The organism is Aeromonas sp. MTB (genome assembly GCF_056632455.1).
This window is the reverse complement of sequence record NZ_CP147026.1, coordinates 2,308,843-2,334,606: the sequence shown is the minus strand read 5'-3', so window position 1 is coordinate 2,334,606 and position 25,764 is coordinate 2,308,843. Positions and strand designations below refer to the sequence as shown.

Sequence of the window (25,764 nt, the reverse complement as noted above, 5' to 3'; positions counted from 1 at the left end):
GATAACCCTCCCGTTTGGGGCCGCACTGGCGGCCCCATTTTTATATCTGCGGCGCTCTGATCGTCAACGCTGGTTACCATGCCTTAGCCGCTGGTGCCATCGCGATACCATTTTGATAAATCCCCCTACCAGATTGATAGGCTCCCACCCTTGCTCTTCTCGATCTGCCGCTTTTTTCACCGCTGATGTGCCCCGTTTGCTCAGGGGCTGCCCCTGGCTTGTCGCTTCTGGCCAACAAAAGCGGGCTAGATGGGATCCCCTTCACACTTCTCCCCATTCTCCTGACGATGGCGGGAAACAGGCGCATATCTTGCTGTTTTTTATGCCGGTTCCAGATTTTTCCATTCGAAAAAGGACTTGCATATGTCCATAGGATTACCGCTCAAGCGGGTGGATGCCGAGGCCAAGGTGACCGGCAGCGCCCGCTATACCGATGACAACATCATGCTCGGTATGCGCCACGCCAAGTACGTGCGAAGCAATATCGCCCATGGCAAGGTGCTTGCCATCGATGCGACCGAGGCACTGGCCCTGCACGGGGTCGAAGCCGTGTTTACCCATGAAGATGTCCCTACCACCTGTTTTCGTACCGCCGGTCACGCCTGGTCTCTCGATGAGGCGAAACGGGATGTGAAAGACCGCCGCCTGCTAACCGACCATGTACGCCACTTTGGCGATGGGGTCGCCATAGTCGTAGCCCGTGAACCGCTGGTGGCCGAGAAGGCGGCCGCGCTGGTCAAGGTGACCTACGAGCCACTGCCGGTGATGACGGATGCCCAAAGCGCGCTGGCCGACGATGCCTATCCCATTCACCCGAGCGGCAATCTGCTACGCCAAAGCCAGCTTCGCGCCAATGACCCGGAGCAGGCCATTGCGGCGGCAGATCTGCAGTTTCAGGGGCACTACCGGACGCCGGTGGTGCAGCACTGCCATCTGGAGACGGTGACCTGTTACGCCTACATGGATCAACCGGACCACATCATCGTCGTCAGCAGCACCCAGATCCCCCAGATAGTGCGCAGCCGGGTGGCCAAGTCCCTCGGTCTGCCCTGGTCGAGCGTGCGTGTGATCAAGCCCTATATGGGCGGCGGTTTTGGCAACAAGCAGGATGTGCTGGAAGAGCCGATGGCGGCGTTTTTGAGCTACAAGCTCGGCGGCGTGCCGGTCAAGGTGACTCTGAACCGGGAGGAGTGCTTTTTTGCCTCCCGCACCCGCCACGGCTTTGCGATCGATGGCAAGATGGGCCTCAACCGCGACGGCACCCTCAAGGGCTATCAGCTCGACGTGCTTTCCAACACCGGCGGCTATGCCTCTCACGGCCACTCCATCGCTAGCGCCGGTGGCAACAAGATCAGCTACCTCTATCCGCGCAGCGCCTTCGGTTATGACGCCAAAACCTTCTACAGCAACCTGCCCACCGCCGGTGCCATGCGCGGTTACGGCGCGCCGCAGGTGATTTTTGCCCTCGAATGCATGCTGGATGACGCCTGCGCCAAACTGGGGCTGGATCCGCTTGATGTGCGGATTGCCAACGTGGCGCGGGAAGGGGACGTCAATCAGGTCAACCAGAAGACCATCTACAGCGCCGGGTTGCCGGACTGCCTGCTGCGTGGCCGCGAGATGTTCGAGTGGGATCGGCTTAAGGCCGAGTGTCTGGGGCAGGATCCTGCAAGCCGGGTGCGGCGTGGCATTGGGGTTGCGTGCTTTAGCTACGGCTCCAACACCTATCCGGTGGGGGTTGAAATTGCTGGCGCCCGCATGCTGCTCAATCAGGATGGCACCGTCAATCTGCAGATCGGTGCCACCGAGATAGGGCAGGGGTCGGATACCGTCTTTGCCCAGATGGCGGCCCAGACGTTAGGCATTCCGTTTGAGCAGATCCGGGTGATCTCGACTCAGGATACCGACATCACCGCCTATGATCCGGGCTCGTTCGCCTCGCGCCAGAGTTATGTGGCGGCCCCTGCCATCCATCAGGCGGCGCTGCAGTTGCGGGCCCGCATCCTCTCGCTGGCGGCCCAGCTCTGCCATCAGGATGTAGGGTCGCTGACTCTGATCGATGGCTACGTGGTGTTGGCCGGTGCGCCGGACAAGGTGCTGATCAGCGTGGCCGAGGTGTCGGTCAACGCCTATTACCACCTCACTATCGGCGGCCAGATCACCTCCGAGGTCTCCCACAAGACCACCACCAATCCGCCGAGCTTTGGTTGCACCTTGGTCGATCTCAGCGTCGATATCGATCTCTGCAAGGTAACCATCAATCGCATCATCAACCTGCACGATGCAGGCAAGATCCTCAATCCGCAGCTGGCGGAGGGACAGGTGCACGGCGGCATGGGGATGGGGATCGGCTGGTCCCTGTTCGAGGAGATGATCATCGACGCCAAGACTGGCGTGGTACGCAACCCCAACCTGCTCGACTACAAGTTCCCCACCATGCTGGATTTGCCGGAGCTTGAATGCGACTTCGTGCAGACCTACGAGCCCCAGTCGGTCTATGGCCACAAATCCCTGGGGGAACCGCCCATCATCTCGCCGGGCCCCGCCATCCGTAACGCCATCCGCATGGCGACCGGGGTGGCCATCAACGAGTTGCCCATCACCCCCAAAACCCTGTTCCGGGAGTTTGTCGCGGCGGGTTTGATTGGCGAGGGATCAGGGGAGGAGCAACACCATGTTTGATATTGCCCGTTACTACAAGGCCCGCAGTGTGGCCGAGGCGGTCGCCCTGCGTCAGGCAGACCCTGAGGCGCGTCTCCTGGCTGGCGGCACCGATGTGATGATCCAGCTGCATCACCTCAACGCCGCCTATCGCCATATCGTCGATATTCACGACTTGCCCGAGCTCAAAGGGGTGAGCGAGTTGCCTGATGGGTCGATCCGTATCGGCTCAGGCACCACCTTTACCGAGATCATCGAAAACGAACTGGTGCAGCGTCGCCTGCCGATGCTTGCCGAGGCGGCCGCTACCATCGCCGGCCCGCAGATCCGCAACGTCGCCACCTATGGCGGCAATATCTGCAATGGCGCCACCAGTGCTGACTCGGCAGCGCCGACTGTCGCGCTGGAAGCAGAGCTTGAAATTGTGGGGCCCGATGGCACACGCCGCATCCCCATCGCCGGTTTTCATACCGGCCCCGGCAAGGTGGCGCTGCAACCGGCAGAAATCCTGGTGGCGTTTCACTTTGCGCCGGATTCTCACCCCCATGTGGGCTCCCACTACTTCAAGTACGCCATGCGTGATGCCATGGATATCGCCACCATCGGCTGCGCCGCCTACTGCCAGATTGAGCATGGTCACTTCAAGCGCCTGCGGCTGGCCTATGGGGTGGCGGCCCCAACGCCGGTGCGCACGCCCCACGCGGAAGCTGCGGCCGAGGGGCAACCCCTGACTCGCGCCACACTGGCCGCGATTGCCGAAGCGGTGGTAGCAGATGTGGCGCCGCGCTCCTCCTGGCGGGCGGAAAAAGAGTTTCGCCTGCACCTCATCAAAACCCTGGCGCAGCGGGTGGTCGCCTGCGCAGTCGAACGTGCCGGAGGCAAGATCCTATGATGCAACCGCAAAGCTGTCCCGCCGTGGAGATCCAGTGCGAGATCAACGGCAAGCCATACTCCTACGCGGTGTCGCCCACCATGTCGCTGCTCCACTTCCTGCGTGGGCAGGGGCTGATCAGTGTGAAAGAGGGGTGCAGTGTCGGTGAGTGCGGCGCCTGTACCGTGCGGGTGAATGGCACGGCTATCGACAGCTGCCTCTATCTGGCGGTCTGGGCCGATGGCAAATCCATTCGCACCGTGGAGGGGGAACGCAAAGGTAACGAGCTCTCTGATGTGCAGCAGGCCTTTATCGACGAGGGGGCGGTGCAGTGCGGTTTTTGCACCCCGGGCCTCGTGATGGCGAGTGCCGCCCTGCTCGACAAGACCGAACGCCGTTCGCTGACCGATGCGGAGATCCGCCGCGGGCTGTCGGGCAACCTCTGCCGCTGTACCGGTTATCAGAACGTGGTACGGGCGGTGAAGAAGTGCTGCAAGGGGTGATAGTTCGGGTGCCGTGAGTGGTGCGTGCTGTTGTGTGAGAAAGGAAACAAGCCGCCCAAAATACAGGCCCGCCTTGAAAGAGGCGGGCCTGCTGCTGAATTGCGCCAGGAGAAATCACACTTTTGGCTGGTCGATCACCAATTTGCCATCCTTGACCGGAATGGTGGCGCCGGGGGCTTGCTTCATGCGGATCACCCCCTCCTGACCTGCGAGGCGATAGGTCACGTCATAACCAATGGTGTTGACGCTCGTATCCTGTACGGTTTTGCAGCGCTGCTCGGTGGTGGTGTAGGTATCGCCCGCCTGCATATTGCCCTGCACCTGATTGCCGGCATAACCTCCCGCGACCGCCCCGGCGGCGGTAGCCACCTTCTTGCCGCTGCCGCCGCCAAACTGGTGGCCGACCACGCCACCCAGCGCCGCGCCCACCACGGTGCCGAGGATCTTGTGCTCATCCTGTACCGGCTTGCGGTGGGTCACGGTGACGTTGCGACACTCCTGTCGGGGAGTCTTGATGGTCTCGGTGATCGGCTTGCTGGCGATCACCTCGGCAAAGGTGGGCTGGGGTGTAAAGAGGGAGCCGCTGGCCGCCGCCGAGAGCGCCAGGGCCGAGGCGATGCCAATACCGATACCTGCCATCATGGATCTGTTCATTTTATGGTTCTCCTGCATACCCATACGGGCTGTTCCAATCTGGCGCCATCTTGTCATAACCGGTTGGCCGGACAAGGCGAGGGGGATGGGCCTGCGACAGGCACTGGCAAGGTCAAAAAATAGCCACCATAAAAAAGTGTCTGACTTTGGCGACAACGAACTAAAAGTGACCGGTTTCCGGCGCATGGCGGGCTTTGCTTGTGTGATAAGGAGCAATTCGAGTCGCAATTTGCAAGGCGGGCGGTGAGCAGCATGCCAGAGTGGCAAAGTGCTGACGGGGGCAGGTCAAGGGAGGTCTTGAACAAGGGCTCTGTTCGTTGAGATGGCCACGCAAGTGGTTGATAAATGGCTCCAGCCCCATCGGATGTTGGCCGATAAGAGATCACGGCAAGCATTTTGCTTTGATTGGGTGAAGCAGAGGGTGAACGGGTCGGCAGACAATGGCGTAAGACCGAAATAAAGATGTTCACCCGAGATCACCGGATCAACGAGGGGGAGATATGTCAATGTTACCCAGCTGGATCACCCCGGCCATCCAGGCCAACATCATCACGGTGCAGCAGGCCGAACGCCTGCTCTCATCCCTCTACCGACCCCTGGCCGAGCAGGGAGAGGAGCTTCCCGCCGATATCGCCGACATCAGCCTTAAACTCTACTGCTTCCGCCAGCAGGGGCGGGTTCGCCACTAACGATGATTGAGGTAAAGCCTTCGCCATTGGCGGGGGCTCGCTTGCCTGTCCTCGCACCGAATACCTCTTCCGCTCTTCCTCTAAGACGTTTTGCTAATACCTGCCGCCGCAGGCTCACTGTTAGGCTGTCATCCCCATAAGAGACCAGTGACGGGCAGGATGCCCATGTCGCTTGCTGATCTCTGAATCATCCCGAAACTGCCCGTTTTGTGCCACCTGTGAGGAAGGAACCCGATGACAGTGCAGAACATCTATGAGCGTGACCTTGCCAAAACCGCCGCCAATTTCGAGGCCCTGACCCCCATCAGCTTTTTGGGGAGGGCGGAGCGGGTCTATCCCGACTATCCGGCGCTGATCCACGGTTCGCTGCGCCAGAGCTGGGGCGAGACCGCCCGCCGTTGCCGCCAGCTTGCCTCGGCCCTGCGGCTTCGCGGTATCGGGGAGGGGGATACCGTCTCCATCGTTGCGCCCAATATCCCGGCGATGTTTGAAGCGCATTTCGGCGTGCCCATGAGCGGTGCTGTGCTCAACACCATCAATACCCGGCTCGATGCCGAGTCGATGGCTTTTATCTTTCAGCATGCCCAGAGCAAGGTGGTGCTGGTGGACAGGGAGTTTGGCCCTGTGGTGCGCAAGGCGCTGGATCTGCTGAAGAGCCAACCGCTGGTCATCGCCATCGACGATCCCCTCTACCGGGAGGGGGCGCTTGTCAGTGACCTCGACTATGAGACCTTTATTGCCACTGGTTACGGCGATGAACCCGGCTGGTTGCCAGAGGATGAGTGGCAGGCCATCTCCCTTAACTACACCTCCGGCACTACCGGCAACCCCAAGGGGGTGGTCTATCACCATCGCGGCGCCCACCTCAACGCCATCAACAACGTGCTCTCCTGGGAGCTGCCCAAACATCCCGTCTATCTCTGGACCTTGCCGATGTTTCACTGCAACGGCTGGTGCTTCCCCTGGACGCTGGCGGCCACCGCCGGGGTGAGCGTCTGCCTGCGGCATGTGCAGGCGGCCGCCATTTATGAGGCGCTGCACGAGCACAAGGTGAGCCACTTCTGCGCGGCGCCCATCGTGCTCAATATGCTCAACAATGCCGATCCGGCGCTCAAGCAGGGGCTGGATCACCCCATCAAGGTGATGACCGCTGGCGCTGCGCCGCCCGCCACCGTGATTGCCGGTATGGAAGCGATGGGGATCGCCGTGACCCACGTCTATGGCCTCACCGAAACCTATGGCCCCTGCGTGTTGTGCGAACCGCAAAGAAGCTGGCAAGGTCAGGATGCCACGGCGCTCTCCCGCCTCAAGGCGCGCCAGGGGTTGCGTCGCCTCTGCAGGGGGAGATGCGGGTCATCAATCCGGTCAGTGGCGAGCCGGTGGCCAAAGATGGCAAAACCATGGGAGAAATAGTGCTGCGCGGCAATGTAGTTATGAAGGGCTATCTAAAAATCCGGCTGCCAGCGCCGAGGCGATGGCGGAGGGGTGGTTTCGCAGTGGCGATCTGGCGGTGTGGCACCCGGACGGTTATGTGGAGGTCAAGGACAGATCCAAGGACATCATCATCTCGGGCGGGGAGAATATCTCCAGTCTGGAGGTGGAAGATGTGCTCTATCGCCATCCCGATGTGGACGAAGCGGCGGTGATCGCCATGCCCGATGAGAAGTGGGGGAGGTGCCCTGCGCCTTCGTCAAACTGAAAGAGGGGCGAGAGGCCACCCAGGCGGAGCTGATCGCCTTTTGTCGTGAGCAGATGGCCCACTTCAAGGCCCCCAAACGCATCATCTTCACCCCGCTGCCGAAAACCTCGACCGGCAAGGTGCAAAAGTTTGTGCTGCGCAAACAGCTGGGGTAGCAGCCTGTTCGTAAGGAGCCAGCACAGCCATTCATAGGAGGGAGATACAAGGGGTCTGGAGGGCTGCTGGCCCTCCCATTGTGTGGCTAGGGAGCCTTGCAGGCAACGCAGTTGCGGCCGCTCTGTTTGGCCTGATAGAGCATCTGATCGGCGCGGGCGTAGAGGTTCTCCATCAGCTCCCCCTCGCCATTTTCCACCAGTCCGGCGCTGATGGTGATAACCAGCTTATCCCCATCGGGCAAGGGCAGCGGGCTTTGCATCACCTGCAGGCGCAGCCGCTCGGCCAGAGATGCGGCGGCCGAGAGGGTGGTGTTGGGTAGCAAGATGGCAAACTCGTCACCACCGATGCGGGCCAACACATCTTCGCTGCGCAGCACCGATTGCATCACCCTGCCTAGATGCATCAGCGCGCTATCCCCAAGGGGATGCCCGAAGCGATCGTTGATGCACTTGAACTGATCCACATCCAGCACGATCAGCACTGAGGTGAGGTGGTGGCGCATGTCCAGACTGAGGTTCTTCTCGCACATTTCGAAAAAGAAACGGCGGTTGTAGAGACCGGTGAGGCCATCGCGCACCGACTGCTGGTGTAGCTGCTCCTTGAGCTGGTGCAGTTCGGTAATGTCGGAGGAGATCCCGATCAGGGTCGGGGTGCCATCCCCCAGCAGAAAGGGCACCTTGACCGACCAGTAGTAGTGCTGATTGCCTTCGGGATCGGTCAGCATCTCTTCCCCGGCTTGCAGCTCGCCGGTTTCGAATACCCGGTTGTCCAGCCGCCACAGCTGGCAGGCGCTGGCAGCCGGGATCACCTCATCATCGCGCCGATTGATGATCTGCTCGGCAGGAAGGCCCAGCAGATCGGCGACCTTTTGGTTGACGTAGAGAAAGCGGTGCAGGCTGTCCTTCATATAGATATGGGCATCCACGTTGGCGAGGATGATTTCCAGCAGCTGATGCTGCTCCGCCATGCGGGCCTCAATCAGCTTGTGTTCGGTGATATCGGTGGAGATGCCGCACAGGCCGATCAGGTTGCCATCCTTGTCATGGATGGGCTTTTTAACTGTCCAGTAGCAGCGCTTTTCCCCGGTGGATTTGAGGTAGTTGATCTCCTCCTGGGCGATGGCGAGTTGCTGCTCCAGTACCAACCGGTCGTTGCGTTGAATGGTGTCGGAGAATTCGAGATCAAAAAAGGCCCGATCATCCTGCCCCTGCAACTCGGCGAGGGTGCAGCCAAAGAGATCCAGCACCGCCTGATTGGCATAGGTGTAACGGCCCGCCAGATCCTTGGTAAACATGTAGGCGTCCGTCTCGTTGAAGATGGCTTTGAGGTGATCCAGCTCATGCTGTAACTGGATAGAGAAGGGTTCATCCTTCATGGGGCTAGCCATCCTTGGGTCGCTACGATGGGTCGGTTGAACAAGACGCGCAACAGAGATCAACAGCTTTAAATAAAGCACCGAACAGGTCAGGTTTCGCGTTTATTTCCGCAAGTTCTGCGCCATGTCACACGGTTGTCATCGTTGGCGAGCTCAAAGGCAATCAACCGAGTCTGTGGCTGTACAGATCACCGTGTTCCCCCCTTTATCGGCCCGGCATTATTGGTTAGCAGCAGAGAAATTAATCAGCAATCAAATACGCCACCCCGAGCGGCAGAAAGGGCAACAAACAGGTCTTTAATCAAACTATTTTCACTGTGCCCCTGATATCATCCTCAGCAACGCAATATGGAGAGATACGAGATGGCAGTGGCACCGTTTAATTGGGATGACGCAGTTCAGTGGGACGGGCCGGGGGCCATTGCGGGTAGCGAAGAGATCTTGAGTGCCGACCGGCTGGATCGCGCCCGCTATGCCGAATTTCTGACCAACTACCTCGCCGCCGAAGGCAAGCAGCGCAACTATGTGCTCAACCTCAATGCTGAGTGGGGGGCGGGTAAAACCTGGTTTATCAAACGCTGGTATATGGAGCTGACAGCGCACTATCCCACCGTCTATATCGATGCCTGGCAGCAGGATTTTTCCGATGATCCCTTATTGACGGTGATTTCGTCTATTATCGATCAATTGAAAGATGCAACAGGAAATAAGGTTTCCATACCTGATGGCATCAAGCCCAAGCTATTGGGTTTGCTCAAGCTGGGCGGAAAATTGGTGCTCAAGTCTGCTATTAAAAAAGCTGGACTTGAAGATGGTGATTTTTCTGTGGAAGGCGAAGACGCAGATAAGCTGGTTGATACGCTTTGTAGCAATCATAAAGAGCGTTATGAATCTATCCAGTATCTTAAACAAGAAATTCGGCAATGGGTTGAGGGAGCTGTTGGTTTAAGTGAAGGAGAGCTGGATTATCCCGCATTTATTTTGATTGATGAGCTGGATCGCTGTCGCCCCTCTTATGCAGTGGAAATGCTGGAAACCATAAAGCATATTTTCGATATTCCTAAAGTTGTTTTTGTATTGGCTACGGATACCGAGCAATTGCAACATGCAGTGAAGGTGATTTACGGCGCTGATTTTGATGCACATACATATTTAAGTCGTTTTTTTAGTAGGCGCTTTAGCTTGTTAGCTGGCTCAAAACGACATTTTATAGAAAGTAATTTATCTAATAGTGTACTTGTAGATCATTATTTTGATAAGGTCTGGCCTAAAGGGTTAAATATAGAAGCTATTACTACAGTATTGTCATCTATATCTGATGCATGCCACTTATCTTTGCGAAGTACTGAGAAGTTAATTGACCGTATGACATTGGTACTTTTAAATTTAGAGAAAGACGATATTAATGTAGTCTTCTTGGCTTATATGCTTGCATTACATGAGATAAAACCATCCGATTATGAAATGATAATCACAATGGCAAGAAGTAGACAGAAACTGGAAAATGTAAAAATGCAGGAAATAAAGCCAAAGGCATTAAATGAACTGCAAGGATCAATAGATCTCTCGATGAGAGCAGTACAGGGAGTAGAATTTGTTGCTGGCGACTATAGTATTAAAATTGAAAATTTAATTAGAGACTATCTTTGGAGTTATCTTGGTGAACACGATAATGCATTTGCTCATCTATTAGGTCAAAATAAAATTTTAATTGATCAACATCCTCGGTTTACTAGAGATGAGCATAGCGAGGCTTTGAAGTATTACATTTTAAATGTAGAGCTATATGAAAAATCCAGATTAGATATGTCGGTATATAGAAGCTGGGTTGAGTTAGCTATCTCATTTGAATGAGATTAACGGGCCAAATAGCCCGTTAATCAATAAGAAAATTTATTTATTATGCCGCTCATAAAGCCGCTGTACCACATCCTGTAATCCCAGCCCTTCATTTTGCAGCAGCACGGTCAGGTGGTAGAGCAGATCGGCGGATTCGTTAATGAGCTCCTCCCGATCCTTGGCCATGGCGGCCAGCGCCACTTCAACACCTTCCTCACCTACCTTCTGGGCGATGCGCTTGGTGCCTTTGCCGTAGAGGCTGGCGGTGTAGCTGGTGGCCGGATCGGCCCCTTTGCGAGAAGCCAGCACCTGCTCCAGCTCTGCCAGAAAACCGAGGGGGGGCACCGGGTGACCATGGAAGCAGGAGGTTGTCCCCTTGTGGCAAGTGGGGCCGACGGGGTTGGCGGCGATCAGCAGGGAGTCCTGATCGCAGTCGGTGCTGATGGCCACGAGTTGGAGCACATTGCCCGAGCTTTCACCCTTGGTCCAGAGCCGCTGTTTGCTGCGGCTAAAGAAGGTGACCTGACCGGTGGTCTGGGTCTTCTCCAGCGCTTCGCGGGTCATAAAGCCCTGCATCAGCACCTCGCCGCTGGCGGCATGCTGGACGATAGCGGGGATCATGCCGTCACATTTTTCCCAGTCGAGCCGCTCCACGAGCGGGATTTGGTTTGCAATCTCTTGATTATTCACGGATGGCGACTCCTTCGTTTTTCAGCCAGCGTTTCAATTCGGGAATGGGGATAAGACCCTTGTGGAACACAGAGGCGGCCAGCGCCCCGTCCACATCGGCGAGGGTAAAGGCATCGCGAAAGTGTTCCATGGCGCCGGCGCCGCCGGAGGCGATCAGCGGCACCTTGCAGACGCTGCGCACCAGCTTGAGCTGGTCGAGGTCATAACCCTGACGCATGCCGTCCTGATTCATCACGTTCAGCACGATTTCGCCTGCGCCGCGTTTTTGCACCTCCTGCACCCAGTCGAGGGTGTGCCAGGCGGTGGTGCGGGTGCGGCTCTCGTCACCGGTAAACTGTTTGACCTGATAGTGGCCCGTGTCGGCGTCGAAGTAGGAGTCAATGCCCACCACCACGCACTGCACGCCAAATCGCTCGGCCAGTCGGCTGATCAGAGTCGGGTCGGCAAGGGCCGGAGAGTTGATGGAGACCTTGTCGGCGCCAAATTCGAGGATCTGGCGGGCATCCTCGACACTTTTGATGCCACCGGCGACGCAGAAGGGGATATCGATCACCTCCGCTACCCGGCTCACCCAGCTCTTGTCCACCACCCGGGCGTCGCTGGAGGCGGTGATGTCATAGAACACCAGCTCGTCAGCCCCTTCCTCGGCGTAGCGGCGCGCCAGCTCGACAATGCCGCCCATCACCTCGTGATTGCGAAACTGAACCCCCTTGACCACCACGCCATCTTTTACGTCGAGGCAGGGGATAATACGTCTTGCCAGCATCAGTTGCCTCCTGTGGTATCGGCTGCGGGGGCTTGCCAGCAGGCGATGGCGTCACCTACCGAGAATTTGCCCTCCAACAGGGCGCGGCCAAGGATGATCCCTTTGACGCCGGAGCCCTTGAGCGCCTCGATATCCGCGATGCCGCCAATGCCGCCGGAGGCCTGAAAGGCGACGCTCGGGTAGCGGGCACAGAGATCCCGATAGAGCGCGACGTTGGTGCCAGCCAGGGTGCCGTCACGGCTGATGTCGGTGCAGAGCACATGCTTGAGTCCGGCGGGGAGGAAGCGCTCGATCAGTGCCTCGATGGTCACGCCGCTGTTCTCCTGCCAGCCTGCCACCGCGATATGGCGATTGCCCTGCTCATCGATATTGACGTCCAGCGCCAGCACGATCTGCTCGGGGCCATATTTCTCCATCCAGCTCGCCACCAGATCCGGGGATTTGACGGCGGTGGAGCCAATTACCACCCGGCTGGCACCGGCGGCCAGCAGATCCGCCACATCCTGTTCGGTGCGGACTCCGCCACCGACCTGAACCGGCGCTTCGGTGGCTGACAGCAGTTGGGTCAGCAGGGGCAGCTGGCGCGCCTTGGCATCCTTGGCACCGTCCAGATCCACCAGATGGAGCTGCACCGCTCCCTGGGAGACATATTCATCGAAGCGGGCCTGCGGGCTGCTGCTGTATTCGGTCTTCTGCTCGTAGTCCCCCTGATAGAGGCGAACTACCTGACCGTTGATAAGGTCAATTGCGGGAATGATCATTCATAGCTCCAGAAAATTTTGCAGCAAACGGGCACCGGCTGCGCCTGAGCGCTCCGGGTGGAATTGGGCGCCGAAGAAGTTGTTACGGGCGACAATCGCGGTAAACGGCTGGCCGTAGTCGCAGGTCGCCAGCGTCGCTTCGGTTACCTCCAGCGCATAGGAGTGAACGAAGTAGAAGTAGCTGCCGCTCGGGATCCCCTTGAGCAGAGGATGGGTCTCGTCATGCTCAATCTGGTTCCAGCCCATATGGGGCAGGCGCATGCTTGACTGGTGTAAGGTGCCGACCTCCATCAACCGGATCTTGCCCGGCACTATGCCAAGGCAGTCGATAAGCCGCTCTGACGAGTCATCCGTACCCATGCTCTCTTCGGAGGCCTCTGCCAGCATCTGCATGCCGAGACAAAAGCCCAGCAGCGGCTGCTTGGCGGCGCGAATAAGGGGCACCAGCCCCCGTTCGTTGAGGTTTTTCATGGCGGCCACCGCGGTGCCGACACCGGGCAGGATCAGCTTGTCCGCCTGCTCGATATCGGCCGCCACGCTTGAGACCAGCGGCTGTAAGCCGAGGCGCTCGAACGCCATTCTGACCGAGGCCAGATTGGCGCAGCCAGTATCGATAATGACCAGCTTCTGCTTGCTCACATCCATCACAGCACTCCCTTGCTGGAGGGAAGCTCGCTCCCTTCCACCCGAATGGCCTGACGCAGGGCGCGGCCAAAGCCTTTGAACAGCGCCTCCACCTGATGGTGGGTGTTGCCGCTGCCCACCTTCATCTGCAAGGTGATGGCCATGGCGTCCGACAGCGAGCGGAAGAAGTGGGGCACCATCTCGGTGGCCATCTCGCCCACCTTGTCGCGGCCAAAGCCGCTCGGGCAGTCGAACACGAAGTAGGGGCGACCGCTGAGATCCAGCGCCGTGCTCACCTCCTGCTCGGTCAGCGGACGCGCATCGATCACTGCCTGCACTTCATCCATCGCCAGCACGAAGCCGAAGCGACCGATGCCGCGCTTGTTGCCAAGGGCTTGGCGCAGTGCCTGACCGAGGGCCAGACCGACGTCTTCCACCGTGTGGTGATCGTCGATATGCAGATCGCCGCTGACGTTCAGCTTGAGCTGGAAACCGGCGTGGGTCGCTATCTGATCCAGCATGTGATCAAAGAAGCCGATGCCGGTGGCGATCTGGTTGCCGCCGCTCTTGTCTAAATCCACTGCCGCCTGGATGCGGGTCTCCTTGGTATAGCGCTCCACCGAGGCTACGCGCCCCTTGGATAACAGCTGATCACGGATGGCGAGCCAGTCGTGATCCTGCGGGTGGTAGCGAATACCGCCAATGCCCATATTCTCGGCCAGCTGCAGATCGGTCTGGCGATCGCCAATCACGAAGGAGTTGGCAAAGTCGATGCGACCCGAGGCGAGATACTCCTTTACCAGCCCGAGGTGGGGCTTGCGGCAGCTGCAACCGTCGGTGGGGAAGTGCGGGCAGATCAACACCTGCTCCCACTTCACCCCTTGCGATTCAAACAGGTGCATCATTAGATCATGGGGCGGCTGGAAGTTCTCCAGCGGCAGGCTGGCGGTGCCCAGCCCATCCTGATTGGTCACCATCACCAGCACGTAGCCGGCGGTCTGCAACTCGCGCAGCACCGGAATGACCATGGGCTCGAAGCGCAGCTTGGCGAGGCTATCCACCTGCTTGTCGGTCACCGGCTCTTCAATCAGGGTGCCGTCGCGGTCGATAAACAAAAACGGGGTCTTCATCGCTACATCCTTGTCTTACAAAGTGGGAGAGGGCAGATCACGCAGTACCGCCAGCACGGCATCCATCTCGCCCTGATAGCCGATGGTGACGCGAATGCTGTTATCAAGGCCGGGTTTGGTCGAGAAATCCCGCAGTATGATGCCGGCGGCCTTCATGGCAGCAAAGACGGCGGCGCCATCCACAAAGCGCACCAGCACGAAGTTGCCCTTGTCCTCGAATACTTCCCTTACGCAGGCAAGCGTTGTCAGCTCTGCCTTGAAGGCGGCTTTTTGCTTGTTGAGCTCTATCACTCGCTCGCGCATCAGCTCCAGCCCCATGGGGGAGAGGGCCTGCGTCGCGATCTGGGCGATGGGCTCGGGGATGGGATAGGGGGCGATCACCTTGGCCAGCATGGCGATCACCTCGGGGCTTGCCAGCGTAAAGCCGCAGCGGATCCCCGCCAGGGCAAAAGCCTTGGAGAGGGTGCGGGTCACCACCAGATTGGGGAAGCGGGCCAGCAGGTCCACCACGGACGCCTCGGGGCAGAACTCGATATAGGCTTCGTCCACCACCACGATGGCGCGATCCCGGGCTTTCTCCAGCAAAGCGATGAGACCGTCGCGACCCACCAGATCCCCGGTGGGGTTGTTGGGGGAGCAGAGGAACACCAGTTTCACGTCACTGAGGCGATCGGCGATGGCGGGCCAGTCAGGCTGGCGGCTGGCGGTCAGCGGCTGCTCGACGATACCGACGCCACAGGTCTCGGCGCTGATGGCGTACATGCCGTAGGTGGGCGGGCAGATGAGGATCTGATCCTCACCCGCTTCGCAGAAGGTGCGAATAAGCAGCTCGATGGCCTCGTCAGCGCCGCGGCTCACTAGCACCTGATCGGGATTAACCCCGGCGTAGGCGGCATAGCCGTTCACCACCTCGGCCGGTTGGCACTCGGGGTAGCGGTTGAGGCGGCTTGCCTCGATGGTGAAGGGATAGGCCTGTGGCGCCTCATTGGCGTTGAGCCAGACGTGGCCCTTGCCGCCAATGCGGCGGGCGGATTGATAAGGGGTGAGGGCCCGCACCACGCGGCGCGCCAGATTGGCAATGCTCATGACAAATCCTTCTGCTGTGCTGTTGGTTGGGGCGCGGCGGCCAGGGCGTTCAATCTGAGGGTGACGGCATTTTTGTGGCCATCGAGCCCTTCGGCCTGAGCAATGCGCTCGACAATGGGGCCAAGGCCGCGAATACCTTCGGCGCTCAGCTCCTGCACTGTGTAGCGGCGCTGATAATCGGCGAGGCCAAGGCTGGAGCAGGTGCGGGCATAGCCGTAGGTGGGCAGGGTGTGGTTGGTGCCGCTGGCGTAATCGCCGACCGATTCCGGTGTCCATGCCCCGAGGAAGATGGAGCCGGCGTTTTCAAGCTGGTCCAGCAGCTCGCGCGGGGCGCGGGTCTGCACGATCAGGTGCTCCGGCGCGTAGGCGTTGGAGATGGCACACGCCTCGGCCAGATCGTCACAGAGGATCACCAGACTGCTGCCGAGCGCCTGCGCGGCGATATCGCGGCGGCTCAGTTTGGCCAGCTGGCTCTTGATTTCTCCTGCGATGGCATCGGCCAGCAGGGGCGAGGTGGTGACCAGCACCACCTGGCTGTCGGGGCCGTGCTCGGCCTGGGAGAGCAGATCCGCTGCCACGAAGGCGGGGTCGGCACTCTCGTCGGCGATCACCAGCACCTCGGATGGGCCAGCCGGCATGTCGATGGCGGCGCCGCGCCAGTCGCGCGAAACCTGCCCCTTGGCTTCGGTCACATAGGCGTTGCCCGGGCCGAAGATCTTGTCCACCTTGGGAATGCTCTCTGTGCCGTACGCCATGGCGGCGATGGCCTGGGCGCCGCCAATCGCGAACACCTTCTCGACCCCGCAAGCGCGGGCGGCAAACAGGATCTCGTCGCTCGCCGGAGACGGGGTGCAGAGCACCACTTCACGGCAACCGGCGATAGCCGCCGGAATAGCCAGCATCATCACGGTGGAGGGGAGCGGCGCGCTGCCCCCCGGCACATAGAGGCCGACCCGACTGATGGGCTGGGTGCGCAGCTCGCATACCACCCCGGGTTGGGTTTCCACTCTTACCACCGGCTGCACTTGTGCGGCGTGGAAGGTGCGAATATTGGCAATGGCCGCTTCGATGGCATTTTTGATGTCGTCATCCAGCCGCGTGCAGGCAGTTTCAATCTCGGACTCGCTGACGCGCAACTGTTCACGGGGGGCGCGCTCGAAGCGCAGGCTCAGCTCGCGCAAGGCCTCATCGCCACGGCTGCGCACCGAGGCGATGATATCCCGCACCACGAGGCCTATATCGGCCTCGTCACTCAAGGCCGGCCGAGTCAGCACGTCGGCCTGCTGGGCAGGGGAGAGGGTCTTCCAGATCAGGGTCTGCATGATATCCCTTCCTTATTCCATCATTTTTTCGATGGGCAGCACCAGAATGGAGCTGGCACCCAGAGCCTTGAGCTGCTCCATGGTCTCCCAGAACAGGGTCTCGCTGGAGACGACGTGCAGCGCCACCTGATTGGTGTCACCGGCCAGTTGCATGATGGTGGGGCGCTCGGCACCCGGCAGCAGATCGGTGATGGCATCGAGCTTGTCCTTGGGGGCGTGCAGCATGATGTACTTGCTCTCGCGGGCCTGCTGCATCCCCTGAATGCGGGGCAGCAGTTTGTCGATGAGCTTCTGCTTGGCATCGGACAGGGGGTTGGGGGCCTGTACCAGTACCGCCTTGGAACGGTAGATCACTTCCACCTCTTTGAGGCCATTGGCTTCCAGGGTCGCGCCGGTGGAGACCAGATCGCAGATGGCATCAGCCAAGCCCGCTCGGGGTGCCACTTCCACCGAGCCGCCCAGCATAACGCTCTTGAAGCCGAGCCCTTTTTCGTCGAAGAAGCGCTTGAGCAGCCCCGGGTAGGAGGTGGCAATGCGCTTCCCCGCCAGACTCTGTGGCCCTGTGTAGGTCACATCTTCCGGTACCGCCAGCGAGAGGCGGCAGCCACCGAAGTCCAGCTGCTTGAGGGTTTTGACCTCCGCAGGCAATCCTTGTGAAGCGCGAATAAGCTGCACCTCTTCCAGCACGTTCTCGCCGATGATGCCAAGGTCGACCACCCCTTCCATCACCAGACCCGGGATGTCGTCATCACGCACCCGCAGAATATCGATGGGCATGTTCTCGACATGGGCGATAAGGCGCTGCTCGCGCAGGTTGATCTTGAGGCCACAGCTCTTGAACAGGGCTTGGGAGTCCTGGCTCAGACGACCGGACTTTTGCATGGCGATACGCAGACGTTGTGTTTCCATTTGCTCGATTTCCTTCTAGTCAAAAACGAAAAAACCCTCGGAAGTGGGTGCTTCCGAGGGTTTATGAATCTTGCGGTCCTTTTGGAAGTCACCAGTTAAGTGTCTTCCAGCAGTCAACCTCCTGAAAGACTAGTCGGGATGATGATGGTGGTAATGAGTCTTCAGGGTGGTGAACTTCATGTAATCAATCCTTTACAAAATAAGATGTCGTAATTGACGCCTGATTTAAACTACCTGCCTTGACAGAAAATGCAACCCGAAATTGTGATTTGATCGATTAAAGTGGCGAAAACGGTTTTCTGGTCGATAACTAGACAATAACCCCTGCAGGAGTCGCCATCATGCCCAGCCAGGACCTGTTGTTCCCCATTTTGCCCCGGGCGCCTGCCGCGCCCGGCAGCGAAGAGATCAAGCGGGAAGTGAACCAGATCAGCAAAAAGCACCAGCTGCGCAAGACCAGCACTGACAACAGTGACTCCCAGCAGCGCCAGCAGGCGTATAGCACGCCCGCCAAGCGTGATCAGCCAAAGGCGGAGGAGGGCGATCACAAGCCGGATCCCGAGCATCAGATCGATCTGTTCGTCTAGGCAGATTATCTGTCCCGCTTTTGCCGCGCTTTTGGCATAATGGCCGCTTTTGCTGCGGGACGCCCTTTTGACCATCCAGACCCTGTTCAAGCCAGATGGCCCTCTGGCCAGCCATATCGACGGTTTCAAAGCCCGCGCTCCCCAACTGGAGATGGCCGAAGCGGTCGCGCGCGCCATCAAAAGTGGTGGCCGTCTGCTGGTTGAGGCAGGAACCGGTACCGGCAAGACCTACGCCTATCTGGTGCCTGCGCTGGAATCCGGCAAGCGGGTGGTGATCAGTACCGGCTCCAAGAACCTGCAGGAGCAGCTCTTCTATCGGGATCTCCCGACCATCACAGGGGCGCTCTCCTACACCCCGCCGGTGGCCTTGCTCAAGGGGCGCAGCAACTATCTCTGCATCGAGCGGATGAACCGGCTCTTGAGCGAATCCCATCTGCAAAAGCCTGAAATCCTGAATGATCTGGTGAAGGTAAAATCCTGGTCCACCGCCACTGATAACGGCGATGTGGGGGATATTCCGGGATTGCAGGAGAACGCCGAGATCCTCGCCCACGTCACCAGCACCAACGACAACTGCCTCGGTCGCGACTGCCCCTATTACGACGACTGCCATCTGGTGGTGGCCCGACGCCGCGCCATGGATGCCCAGGTGGTGGTGATCAATCATCACCTCTTCTTCGCTGATATGGCGGTGAAAGACACCGGATTTGGCGAGTTGGTGCCCGAAGCGCAAGTCTATGTGTTTGACGAGGCGCACCAGCTGCCGGAGATCGCCACCAACTACTTCGGCAAGTCGGTGGGCAGCCGCACCATCCAGGATCTGGCGCAGGATATCCAGCTGGCCTATCGGGCAGAGGCGCACGACATGGCCCAGCTCGGCAAGGCGGCGGACCGGCTCGCTATCGCCAGTCAGGATCTGCGTCTCGCCTTCGGGTTAGATGGCGGTCGCGGCAATACCCGCGACATGCTGCGCCAGCCGCTCTGGGGGCAGGCTCTGGCTCGTCTTAACGACGCCATCGGGCTCTGCTACGAGGTGCTGAAACTCGCGCTCGGCCGGGGCGAGCAGCTGGATCACGCCTTCGAACGGATCAGTGAACTGCGCACCCGCCTGGGTGAAGTGCTGGCGGTCAACCAGACCGGTTTCTCCTACTGGTACGATTGCTCACGGCTTCATTTCACCCTCAATCTGACGCCGCTATCGGTGGCCGAGCGATTCAGTGCCGAGGTGCAAAGACCGGAGGTGGCTGGGTCTTCACCTCCGCAACCCTGACGGTGGATATGCGGTTTGATCACTTCAAAGCCGAGCTGGGGCTGGCGGGCAGCGCCGAGCTGATCCTCGACAGTCCGTTCGACTATGGCGAACAGGCGCGGCTCTGTGTGCCCCGCTATCTGCCGGAGCCCAACGCCTTTGGTCGTGGCGAGCAGCTGGCCAATCTGATGATCCCCCTCATCAACAAGACGCCGGGGGCTGTTTCTTCCTCTGCACCAGCCATCAGGTAATGCGTCAGGTGGCCGAGGTGCTGCGCCGGGAGATCGGTCGCACCGTCTTGTTGCAGGGGGAGGATAACAAGCAACGGTTGCTCAAGGAGTTTGTCGAGAATGGCCGCGCCGTGCTGGTGGCGACCAGCAGTTTCTGGGAAGGGATCGACGTGCGAGGGGCGGCGTTGTCGTGTGTTATCATCGATAAACTGCCGTTTGCCAGCCCCGATGATCCGCTGCTCAAGGCGCGGGTGGATGATTGCAAGCTCAAGGGAGGGGATCCCTTCGCCGAGCTGCAGTTGCCCAAGGCGGTGATTGCCCTCAAGCAGGGGGTAGGACGGCTTATTCGTGATCGCAGTGATCACGGGGTGCTGGTGATATGTGATCCCCGAATGGTCAACAAACCTTACGGCGCCACCTTTATCAAGAGTCTGCCGGCCATCCCCCGTACCCGGGAGTTGGGAACGTTGGGGAGTTTTTTCGATCGCACTGAACGCGGTGAATAAGTGTGCCGCCAGCTAACAGATTTGAACAACGGGTGAGCATATCTCGCTTGCCGGTTATGTAATTGACTGATTTTATAGAGATTGGAAAGCATGAACGAGTTGAAGATCCTGGCAGTTGATACCGCCACTGAAGCCTGCTCCGCCGCCCTGCTGGTGGGTGACAAGCTGTTCTCCCGCTGGGAGGAGGCGCCACGGGATCACACCCGAAAAATCCTGCCCATGGTTCAGGCTGTGTTAGAGGATGCCGGGATAAGTTTGAGTGACCTCGATGCCATCGCGTTCGGCCGCGGCCCGGGTTCCTTTACCGGCGTGCGGATCGGCATCAGTGTGGCGCAAGGTCTGGCATTTGGTGCGGGTGTGCCGCTGATCGGCATCTCGACCCTGGCCGCCATGGCGCAAGGGGCCTATCGACTGGATGGCGCCGAGCAGGTGCTGACCGCCATCGATGCGCGGATGAACGAGGTCTATTTCGGCCGCTATGAGCTGATTGATGGCCGCATGCAGCTGGTGGGGGACGAGGTGGTGAGCGAGCCCGCGGCACTGGTTGACGTTCGTGGCAAGCTGGCGGGCCCTGTGACCTGCGTCGGCACCGGTTTTGAGACCTATGGCGAGACCCTGAGTGGTCTGGCCGATGAGCTGGCGGTGAGCCAGGTGCGTTTCCCGGCGGCAGAAGACATGTTGCCGTTGGCCCGCGCCGCCTGGCTGGCGGGGGAGGCGGTACCGGTTGAACAAGCAACGCCGGTCTATTTGCGTGACAAGGTGACCTGGAAAAAACTGCCGGGTCGCGAATAAGGGCAGGAGCACTGACGTCATGTCGCTCTTGCCGCTCATCAGCTGCAATAAAAGCGGATGGCCCGACGGGCCACGCCGGCAACAGGAGAGTGACATGATGCGTAATAGCAGAAGCGACATGATGAAACGCACTATGGTGGTCGGGGCGCTTGCTATGCTGCTCGGGGCCTGCAGCTCGGTCCCCAAGGAGCTGGCCTATGAGCCAGAAAACCAGCTGGTGGCCTATCAGCCCGCCCTTGGCGGAATGGAGGGCAAACCGGCCCGCTGGAGCGGCGTTATCTCGGCGGTGCACAACAAGGCGGATCAGAGCGTTATTGAAGTGGTCTACTTGCCGCTCAAGTCCAACGGTGTGCCGGAGCAGACCGAGCAGAGCCCGGGCCGTTTTCTGGCCATCATGAAGGGTTTTGTCGATCCGACCCTCTACGCCAAGGGGCGCAGCCTGACGGTGCTGGGCACCATAGGCAAACCGGTTGATAGCCAGATTGGCGAGCACAAGTACCGCTTCTCGGTGCTCAATGTGACGGGCAGCAAGCTGTGGCCGCCAGTCAAAGAGGTGGAGGTACGCTATATGGACCCCTACTTCTATGACCCCTTCTATGATCCCTTCTGGCCGAGACGGCCGCTGCGTCGCTAAGGCTTGCCATGATCAAGAGCATCAAAAGCACTCTGCACGAACGTCTGCTCACCTTGGCAGATGGTCGGCAGGTGGCCCTGCTTGAGAATCAACTCGCGGATCAGGCTCAGCAGGGCAAACCCCTGCTGATTGCCCTGCACGGCTGGCTCGACAACAGTGCCAGCTTCTTGCCGCTGGCGCCGCATCTGGGAGATTTTCACCTCATCTGTGTCGATCTGCCGGGGCACGGTCACTCCGATCACAAGACCACCCCTTATGTCTTTGTCGACTGGCTGGACGATCTCTACCAGATCGTGCAGGCGGCGGGCTGGTCACGCTTCACTCTGCTCGGTCACTCCCTCGGGGCGTTGATCGCCTCGGCCTATGCCGGGGTGTTTCCCGAACAGGTGGAGCGGTTGATCATGCTGGAGGGGCTGGGCCCGCTCAGTCAGCCCGATGAGGAGGTACCTGCCCAGCTGCGACGTGCGATTTTAAACCGCAGTCGCACCCGGGAGCGCAGTGCCAACGGCTTTGCTTCCATCGATGAAGCTGTCGCCGCCCGTTGCAAAGTGGCGGATATCACGCCGCAGGCGGCGCGTCTTATCTGTGAACGGCAGCTTGAAGAGCGGGCAGGGCGCTGGCACTGGCGCAGCGACCCCCGTTTGCGGGATCTGTCGCCCCTGAGAATGAGCGAAGGACAAGCTCGTGCATTGATGGCGGCCATTTGTTGTCCTGTGCTGTTGATTCAGGGGGAGCAGGGCTTTGCTGCGCTTGAAGCCCAATGGCAGGCTCGTCAGGATGCCTTCCAGCAGATCGAGCGGGTCATATTGGGTGGAAACCACCATTTTCATATGGAAAATTCGGTTGATACGGCCGTTTGTATCGTAAAGTTTTGTCAAGTTCGGTAGAATCGCCAGCTTTCAATAATTCCAGGTTTGTTTTCTCCCTCACATTTTTCTGTTGTTAATTTGCTGTTAATTGATGTTGCGCTGTGTAAATATGTGCGGCATTAGAGCATCAGCTTAAAACAACCGATTAAAATGGATGTGAACCGGGACGGAGGCAACACAGTGAGCGCACAGGTGCTAGTTATGCAGGAGAAGTTTGTGGAAAAAGTCTGGCTGAAACGTTATCCGGAAGGGGTCCCCGCCGAGATCAATCCAGACCAATACAGCTCCCTGGTCGAGATGTTCGAATCCTCGGTGACCCAGTTTGCCGATCAGCCCGCCTTCGTCAACATGGGCCAAACCATCACCTACCGCCGGCTGGAAGAGCAGTCCCGCGCCTTTGCTGCCTACCTGCAAAACGAGCTGAAGCTGGAGAAAGGGGATCGGGTTGCGGTGATGATGCCTAACCTGCTGCAATACCCCATCGCCGTGTTCGGCATCCTGCGCGCCGGCATGATCGTGGTCAACGTCAACCCGCTCTATACCCCGCGCGAGCTGGAGCATCAGCTCAAAGACTCCGGTGCCAAGGCCATCGTCATCGTCTCCAACTTCGCCCATACCCTGGAAAAAGTGGTCTACGACACCCCGATCAAGCACGTTATCCTGACCCGGATGGGTGACAATCTGGGGCTGGCCAAGGGCACCCTGGTCAACTTCGTGGTCAAGTACGTCAAGAAGTTGGTGCCGAAATACAATCTGCCCCACGCCACCACCATGCGTCAGGCCCTCTCCAAGGGGCGTTTCCTGCAGTACATCAAGCCGGAGATCACCAACGACGATCTCGCCTTCCTGCAGTACACCGGTGGCACCACCGGCCTCTCCAAAGGGGCCATGCTGACCCATCGCAACATGATTGCCAACGTCGAGCAGTGCCTCGGCGTCTATGGCCCCATGCTGGAGCGTGGCAAGGAGTTCGTGGTCACCGCGCTACCGCTCTACCACGTCTTTGCCCTGACCGTGAACTGCCTGCTCTTTATGCGCATCGGCGGTTACAACCTGCTGATCAGCAACCCGCGCGACATTCCGGGCTTTGTCAAAGAGATCAAGAAGTACCCCTTCACCTGCATTACCGGGGTCAACACCCTGTTCAATGCGCTGGTCAACAACGAGGAGTTTCAGGGGATCGCCTTTGACAAGCTCAAGCTCACCATCGGCGGCGGCATGGCGGTGCAGCGCGCGGTTGCGGAGAAGTGGAAGACACTGACCGATACCCCGCTGCTGGAAGGCTATGGCCTGACCGAGTGTTCGCCACTGGTGAGCGTCTGCCCCTACGATCTGACTGATTACAACGGTTCCATCGGTCTGCCGGTCTGCTCTACCGAGATCCGGCTGGTGGATGACAACGGTCAGGTGATCCACGCCCTCGGCACCCCGGGCGAGATGCAGGTGCGCGGCCCGCAGGTGATGGTGGGCTACTGGCAGCGTCCCGAGGCGACCGCCGAAGTGATGCAGGATGGCTGGCTCTGTACCGGTGATATCGCGGTTTGCGACGAGCAGGGCTTCTTCAAGATCGTTGACCGCAAGAAGGACATGATCCTGGTCTCCGGTTTCAACGTCTATCCGAACGAGATCGAAGATGTCGTTGCCCTGCACCCGAAAGTGCTGGAAGTCGCCGCCGTGGGTGTGCCACACAAGGTTTCCGGCGAGTTGGTGAAGATCTTTGTGGTCAAGAAAGATGCAAAATTGCAGGAGGACGAGATTATTGCCCACTGTCGCAAACATCTGACTGCCTATAAGGTGCCGAAACTGGTAGAATTTCGTGACGAACTTCCCAAGACCAATGTGGGCAAGATCCTGCGCCGCGTACTGCGCGACGAGGAGATTGCCAAGCAATAACCGGACTGCGGCTGCAGAATCTTCTGCAAACCAGCACCGTCGTTATGCAAAACCGTGGGTCATCCCACGGTTTTTTCTTTTTGGCCCTGATCAACCGCGCAGGCACAGATGCACTATCAACTTATCACTCAGCAAGACGAACTTGAGCAGTATCTCGCTTCTCTGGCCGACGTTCCCCTGGCTATCGATACTGAATTCGTTCGCACCCGTACCTACTACCCCCAGCTTGGCCTGTTCCAGATCTATGACGGCGAGCATCTGGCGCTGCTGGATCCGCTCACCCTGGATCTCTCCGCCCTCTGGCAGCGACTGGGCAGGGCAGGGCAGATCGCCATCCTGCACGCCTCTGGCGAAGATCTGGAGCTTATCCAGCATCAGGCGGGCCACCTGCCCAACCAGATGCACGACACCCAGCTGGCAACCGCCTTTCTCGGTTACGGCGTCTCGGTCGGCTTTGGGGCGCTGGTGAACGAATTCCTCGGGGTCGAGCTGGAAAAAGATCAGGCGCGCACCGACTGGCTGGCTCGCCCGCTTACGCCGCGTCAGCTCGAATACGCGGCAGCGGATGTCTTCTACCTGATGCCGCTCTACGAGAAGGTGATGGCCAAACTGCGGGAAAGCGGCAAGTTTGCCTGGTTCGAGCAGGAGTGCCAAAACCACTCCGCCCGCAAGACCCAGGGTAGCGATCCCCGTCAGGCATATCTTGAAATCGTCAACGCCTGGCAACTGGGTCGCCGCGAGCTCGCCATCCTGCGTGAGCTGGCCGCCTGGCGCCAGCAAGAGGCGGTGCGCCGCGATCTGGCCCTCAACTTTGTGGTGAAAGAGCTGCACCTGTTCAAGGTGGCAGAGCGTCGTCCTGCCTCCCTGCGGGATCTCAACGAGCTCGGCCTCTCGCCCATCGAGATCAAGATCCACGGCAAGCGGATGCTCGATATCGTCGCCAAGGCGCAGCAGAGCGATCCGGATAGCTGGCCCGAGCCCATTCGTCGGCTGGTGGACTTCCCCCAGTACAAGGCCGAGCTCAAGCGCATCAAGGCCATGGTGGAAGAGAAGGCCAAGGCGAGCAATATTCCGCCTGAGCTGATTGCCAGCAAGAAGATCATTCACCAGTACTTCACCTGGAGCTGGCGGATGAACGACGAAGAGCGGGCCCGCAGCGACAAGCCGATGCTGCTGCAAGGGTGGCGCCATGAGCTGGTCGGTCACCTGCTGGCACAATAAGCCACCAGACGGTTGCACCTATAAATCAATCCTCACCCCCGGGTGGGG

General features: G+C 59.2%; 21 protein-coding genes, 2 pseudogenes and 1 other annotated feature. Of the genes and pseudogenes, 13 read left to right on the top strand and 10 right to left on the bottom strand.

The features are described 5' to 3' along the window. Positions 1-363: 363 nt before the first annotated feature. From xdhA to xdhC, 3 genes are read left to right on the top strand one after another with little or no spacing between them, the layout of a single operon-like run. Positions 364-2,682, top strand: a complete 2,319-nt coding sequence (gene xdhA, locus WBR25_RS10730) for a xanthine dehydrogenase molybdenum-binding subunit XdhA (protein WP_479747897.1) — start codon at positions 364-366, stop codon at positions 2,680-2,682. Next, on the top strand, positions 2,675-3,553 hold the full coding sequence (xdhB, locus tag WBR25_RS10725; protein WP_323894489.1) for a xanthine dehydrogenase FAD-binding subunit XdhB: 879 nt from the start codon (positions 2,675-2,677) through the stop codon (positions 3,551-3,553). Before xdhA ends, xdhB begins: the two co-directional genes overlap by 8 nt. Further along, entirely contained in the window at positions 3,550-4,035 is a 486-nt protein-coding gene (gene xdhC / locus WBR25_RS10720; protein WP_479747895.1) for a xanthine dehydrogenase iron sulfur-binding subunit XdhC, read from the top strand. The genes xdhB and xdhC overlap by 4 nt, the downstream gene beginning before the upstream one ends. Positions 4,036-4,149: 114 nt before the next feature. Here xdhC and WBR25_RS10715 read toward each other — a convergent pair whose 3' ends face one another. After that, positions 4,150-4,689, bottom strand: coding sequence for a glycine zipper 2TM domain-containing protein (locus WBR25_RS10715; protein WP_026035120.1), 540 nt, complete (start codon positions 4,687-4,689; stop codon positions 4,150-4,152). A 500-nt stretch (positions 4,690-5,189) separates the two neighbouring features. Between WBR25_RS10715 and WBR25_RS10710 the strand changes: the two genes are divergently transcribed. Continuing rightward, positions 5,190-5,378 carry a hypothetical protein gene (locus WBR25_RS10710; RefSeq protein ID WP_005345660.1) on the top strand — a complete coding sequence of 63 codons (189 nt, stop codon included), beginning with the start codon at positions 5,190-5,192 and terminating at the stop codon, positions 5,376-5,378. 234 nt (positions 5,379-5,612) lie between these two features. Then, positions 5,613-7,232: pseudogene (locus WBR25_RS10705) on the top strand (acyl-CoA synthetase). An 86-nt stretch (positions 7,233-7,318) separates the two neighbouring features. Here the strand turns inward: WBR25_RS10705 and WBR25_RS10700 are convergent. Beyond that, positions 7,319-8,608 (bottom strand): sensor domain-containing diguanylate cyclase, encoded by a 1,290-nt coding sequence (locus WBR25_RS10700; protein ID WP_429106638.1) that lies wholly within the window; start codon positions 8,606-8,608, stop codon positions 7,319-7,321. Positions 8,609-8,971: 363 nt separating this feature from the next. Between WBR25_RS10700 and WBR25_RS10695 the strand changes: the two genes are divergently transcribed. Then, positions 8,972-10,462 carry a KAP family P-loop NTPase fold protein gene (locus WBR25_RS10695; RefSeq protein WP_479747892.1) on the top strand — a complete coding sequence of 497 codons (1,491 nt, stop codon included), beginning with the start codon at positions 8,972-8,974 and terminating at the stop codon, positions 10,460-10,462. Positions 10,463-10,501: 39 nt separating this feature from the next. Here WBR25_RS10695 and hisIE read toward each other — a convergent pair whose 3' ends face one another. The 8 genes from hisIE to hisG are packed head-to-tail and all read right to left on the bottom strand — an operon-like array spanning position 10,502 to position 17,735. Then, complete coding sequence (gene hisIE / locus WBR25_RS10690; protein ID WP_479747890.1) at positions 10,502-11,137, bottom strand: bifunctional phosphoribosyl-AMP cyclohydrolase/phosphoribosyl-ATP diphosphatase HisIE; 636 nt, start codon at positions 11,135-11,137, stop codon at positions 10,502-10,504. Beyond that, on the bottom strand, positions 11,130-11,903 hold the full coding sequence (gene hisF, locus WBR25_RS10685; protein WP_204479346.1) for an imidazole glycerol phosphate synthase subunit HisF: 774 nt from the start codon (positions 11,901-11,903) through the stop codon (positions 11,130-11,132). Before hisF ends, hisIE begins: the two co-directional genes overlap by 8 nt. Further along, positions 11,903-12,664: a 1-(5-phosphoribosyl)-5-[(5-phosphoribosylamino)methylideneamino]imidazole-4-carboxamide isomerase gene (gene hisA, locus WBR25_RS10680; RefSeq protein WP_429106645.1), complete on the bottom strand. Its 762-nt coding sequence runs from the start codon at positions 12,662-12,664 to the stop codon at positions 11,903-11,905. The genes hisF and hisA overlap by 1 nt, the downstream gene beginning before the upstream one ends. Further along, on the bottom strand, positions 12,665-13,309 hold the full coding sequence (hisH, locus tag WBR25_RS10675; protein WP_429106646.1) for an imidazole glycerol phosphate synthase subunit HisH: 645 nt from the start codon (positions 13,307-13,309) through the stop codon (positions 12,665-12,667). It abuts the gene before it with no gap. Then, positions 13,309-14,418, bottom strand: coding sequence for a bifunctional histidinol-phosphatase/imidazoleglycerol-phosphate dehydratase HisB (hisB, locus tag WBR25_RS10670; RefSeq protein WP_429106648.1), 1,110 nt, complete (start codon positions 14,416-14,418; stop codon positions 13,309-13,311). Before hisB ends, hisH begins: the two co-directional genes overlap by 1 nt. A gap of 15 nt (positions 14,419-14,433) precedes the next feature. Then, the gene (gene hisC / locus WBR25_RS10665) at positions 14,434-15,504 is read right to left on the bottom strand and encodes a histidinol-phosphate transaminase (RefSeq protein ID WP_429106649.1); all 1,071 of its coding nucleotides are present in this window, start codon (positions 15,502-15,504) and stop codon (positions 14,434-14,436) included. Further along, positions 15,501-16,826 carry a histidinol dehydrogenase gene (hisD, locus tag WBR25_RS10660; RefSeq protein ID WP_429106651.1) on the bottom strand — a complete coding sequence of 442 codons (1,326 nt, stop codon included), beginning with the start codon at positions 16,824-16,826 and terminating at the stop codon, positions 15,501-15,503. Before hisD ends, hisC begins: the two co-directional genes overlap by 4 nt. A gap of 12 nt (positions 16,827-16,838) precedes the next feature. Beyond that, positions 16,839-17,735 (bottom strand): ATP phosphoribosyltransferase, encoded by an 897-nt coding sequence (gene hisG, locus WBR25_RS10655; protein WP_042080809.1) that lies wholly within the window; start codon positions 17,733-17,735, stop codon positions 16,839-16,841. 25 nt (positions 17,736-17,760) lie between these two features. Continuing rightward, positions 17,761-17,889, bottom strand: a sequence feature (His leader region). 187 nt (positions 17,890-18,076) lie between these two features. Between hisG and WBR25_RS10650 the strand changes: the two genes are divergently transcribed. The 7 genes and pseudogenes from WBR25_RS10650 to rnd all read left to right on the top strand — a co-directional run bounded on the left by WBR25_RS10650 (position 18,077) and on the right by rnd (position 25,716). Further along, a complete protein-coding gene (locus WBR25_RS10650) occupies positions 18,077-18,322 on the top strand; it encodes a hypothetical protein (protein WP_005336755.1) in 246 nt (81 codons plus the stop codon). Between the two features lie 67 nt (positions 18,323-18,389). Then, positions 18,390-20,307, top strand: a pseudogene (gene yoaA / locus WBR25_RS10645) (DNA repair helicase YoaA). 90 nt (positions 20,308-20,397) lie between these two features. Next, entirely contained in the window at positions 20,398-21,099 is a 702-nt protein-coding gene (tsaB, locus tag WBR25_RS10640) for a tRNA (adenosine(37)-N6)-threonylcarbamoyltransferase complex dimerization subunit type 1 TsaB (RefSeq protein WP_005345613.1), read from the top strand. A gap of 118 nt (positions 21,100-21,217) precedes the next feature. Then, the gene (locus WBR25_RS10635; RefSeq protein ID WP_429106718.1) at positions 21,218-21,733 is read left to right on the top strand and encodes a Slp family lipoprotein; all 516 of its coding nucleotides are present in this window, start codon (positions 21,218-21,220) and stop codon (positions 21,731-21,733) included. An 8-nt stretch (positions 21,734-21,741) separates the two neighbouring features. After that, a complete protein-coding gene (locus tag WBR25_RS10630; protein ID WP_429106655.1) occupies positions 21,742-22,620 on the top strand; it encodes an alpha/beta fold hydrolase in 879 nt (292 codons plus the stop codon). Positions 22,621-22,818: 198 nt separating this feature from the next. Next, entirely contained in the window at positions 22,819-24,495 is a 1,677-nt protein-coding gene (gene fadD, locus WBR25_RS10625) for a long-chain-fatty-acid--CoA ligase FadD (protein ID WP_085942148.1), read from the top strand. Positions 24,496-24,603: 108 nt separating this feature from the next. After that, positions 24,604-25,716 carry a ribonuclease D gene (gene rnd, locus WBR25_RS10620; RefSeq protein WP_236355980.1) on the top strand — a complete coding sequence of 371 codons (1,113 nt, stop codon included), beginning with the start codon at positions 24,604-24,606 and terminating at the stop codon, positions 25,714-25,716. The last annotated feature ends 48 nt before the right edge of the window (positions 25,717-25,764 follow it).

Coding starts and splice junctions, on each gene's coding strand:
- xdhA (WP_479747897.1), top strand. CDS start 364: ATGTCCATAGGATTACCGCTCAAGCGGGTGGATGCCGAGGCCAAGGTG.
- xdhB (WP_323894489.1), top strand. CDS start 2,675: ATGTTTGATATTGCCCGTTACTACAAGGCCCGCAGTGTGGCCGAGGCG.
- xdhC (WP_479747895.1), top strand. CDS start 3,550: ATGATGCAACCGCAAAGCTGTCCCGCCGTGGAGATCCAGTGCGAGATC.
- WBR25_RS10715 (WP_026035120.1), bottom strand. CDS start 4,689: ATGAACAGATCCATGATGGCAGGTATCGGTATTGGCATCGCCTCGGCC.
- WBR25_RS10710 (WP_005345660.1), top strand. CDS start 5,190: ATGTCAATGTTACCCAGCTGGATCACCCCGGCCATCCAGGCCAACATC.
- WBR25_RS10700 (WP_429106638.1), bottom strand. CDS start 8,608: ATGAAGGATGAACCCTTCTCTATCCAGTTACAGCATGAGCTGGATCAC.
- WBR25_RS10695 (WP_479747892.1), top strand. CDS start 8,972: ATGGCAGTGGCACCGTTTAATTGGGATGACGCAGTTCAGTGGGACGGG.
- hisF (WP_204479346.1), bottom strand. CDS start 11,903: ATGCTGGCAAGACGTATTATCCCCTGCCTCGACGTAAAAGATGGCGTG.
- hisA (WP_429106645.1), bottom strand. CDS start 12,664: ATGATCATTCCCGCAATTGACCTTATCAACGGTCAGGTAGTTCGCCTC.
- hisH (WP_429106646.1), bottom strand. CDS start 13,309: ATGGATGTGAGCAAGCAGAAGCTGGTCATTATCGATACTGGCTGCGCC.
- hisB (WP_429106648.1), bottom strand. CDS start 14,418: ATGAAGACCCCGTTTTTGTTTATCGACCGCGACGGCACCCTGATTGAA.
- hisC (WP_429106649.1), bottom strand. CDS start 15,504: ATGAGCATTGCCAATCTGGCGCGCCGCGTGGTGCGGGCCCTCACCCCT.
- hisD (WP_429106651.1), bottom strand. CDS start 16,826: ATGCAGACCCTGATCTGGAAGACCCTCTCCCCTGCCCAGCAGGCCGAC.
- hisG (WP_042080809.1), bottom strand. CDS start 17,735: ATGGAAACACAACGTCTGCGTATCGCCATGCAAAAGTCCGGTCGTCTG.
- WBR25_RS10650 (WP_005336755.1), top strand. CDS start 18,077: ATGCCCAGCCAGGACCTGTTGTTCCCCATTTTGCCCCGGGCGCCTGCC.
- tsaB (WP_005345613.1), top strand. CDS start 20,398: ATGAACGAGTTGAAGATCCTGGCAGTTGATACCGCCACTGAAGCCTGC.
- WBR25_RS10635 (WP_429106718.1), top strand. CDS start 21,218: ATGATGAAACGCACTATGGTGGTCGGGGCGCTTGCTATGCTGCTCGGG.
- WBR25_RS10630 (WP_429106655.1), top strand. CDS start 21,742: ATGATCAAGAGCATCAAAAGCACTCTGCACGAACGTCTGCTCACCTTG.
- rnd (WP_236355980.1), top strand. CDS start 24,604: ATGCACTATCAACTTATCACTCAGCAAGACGAACTTGAGCAGTATCTC.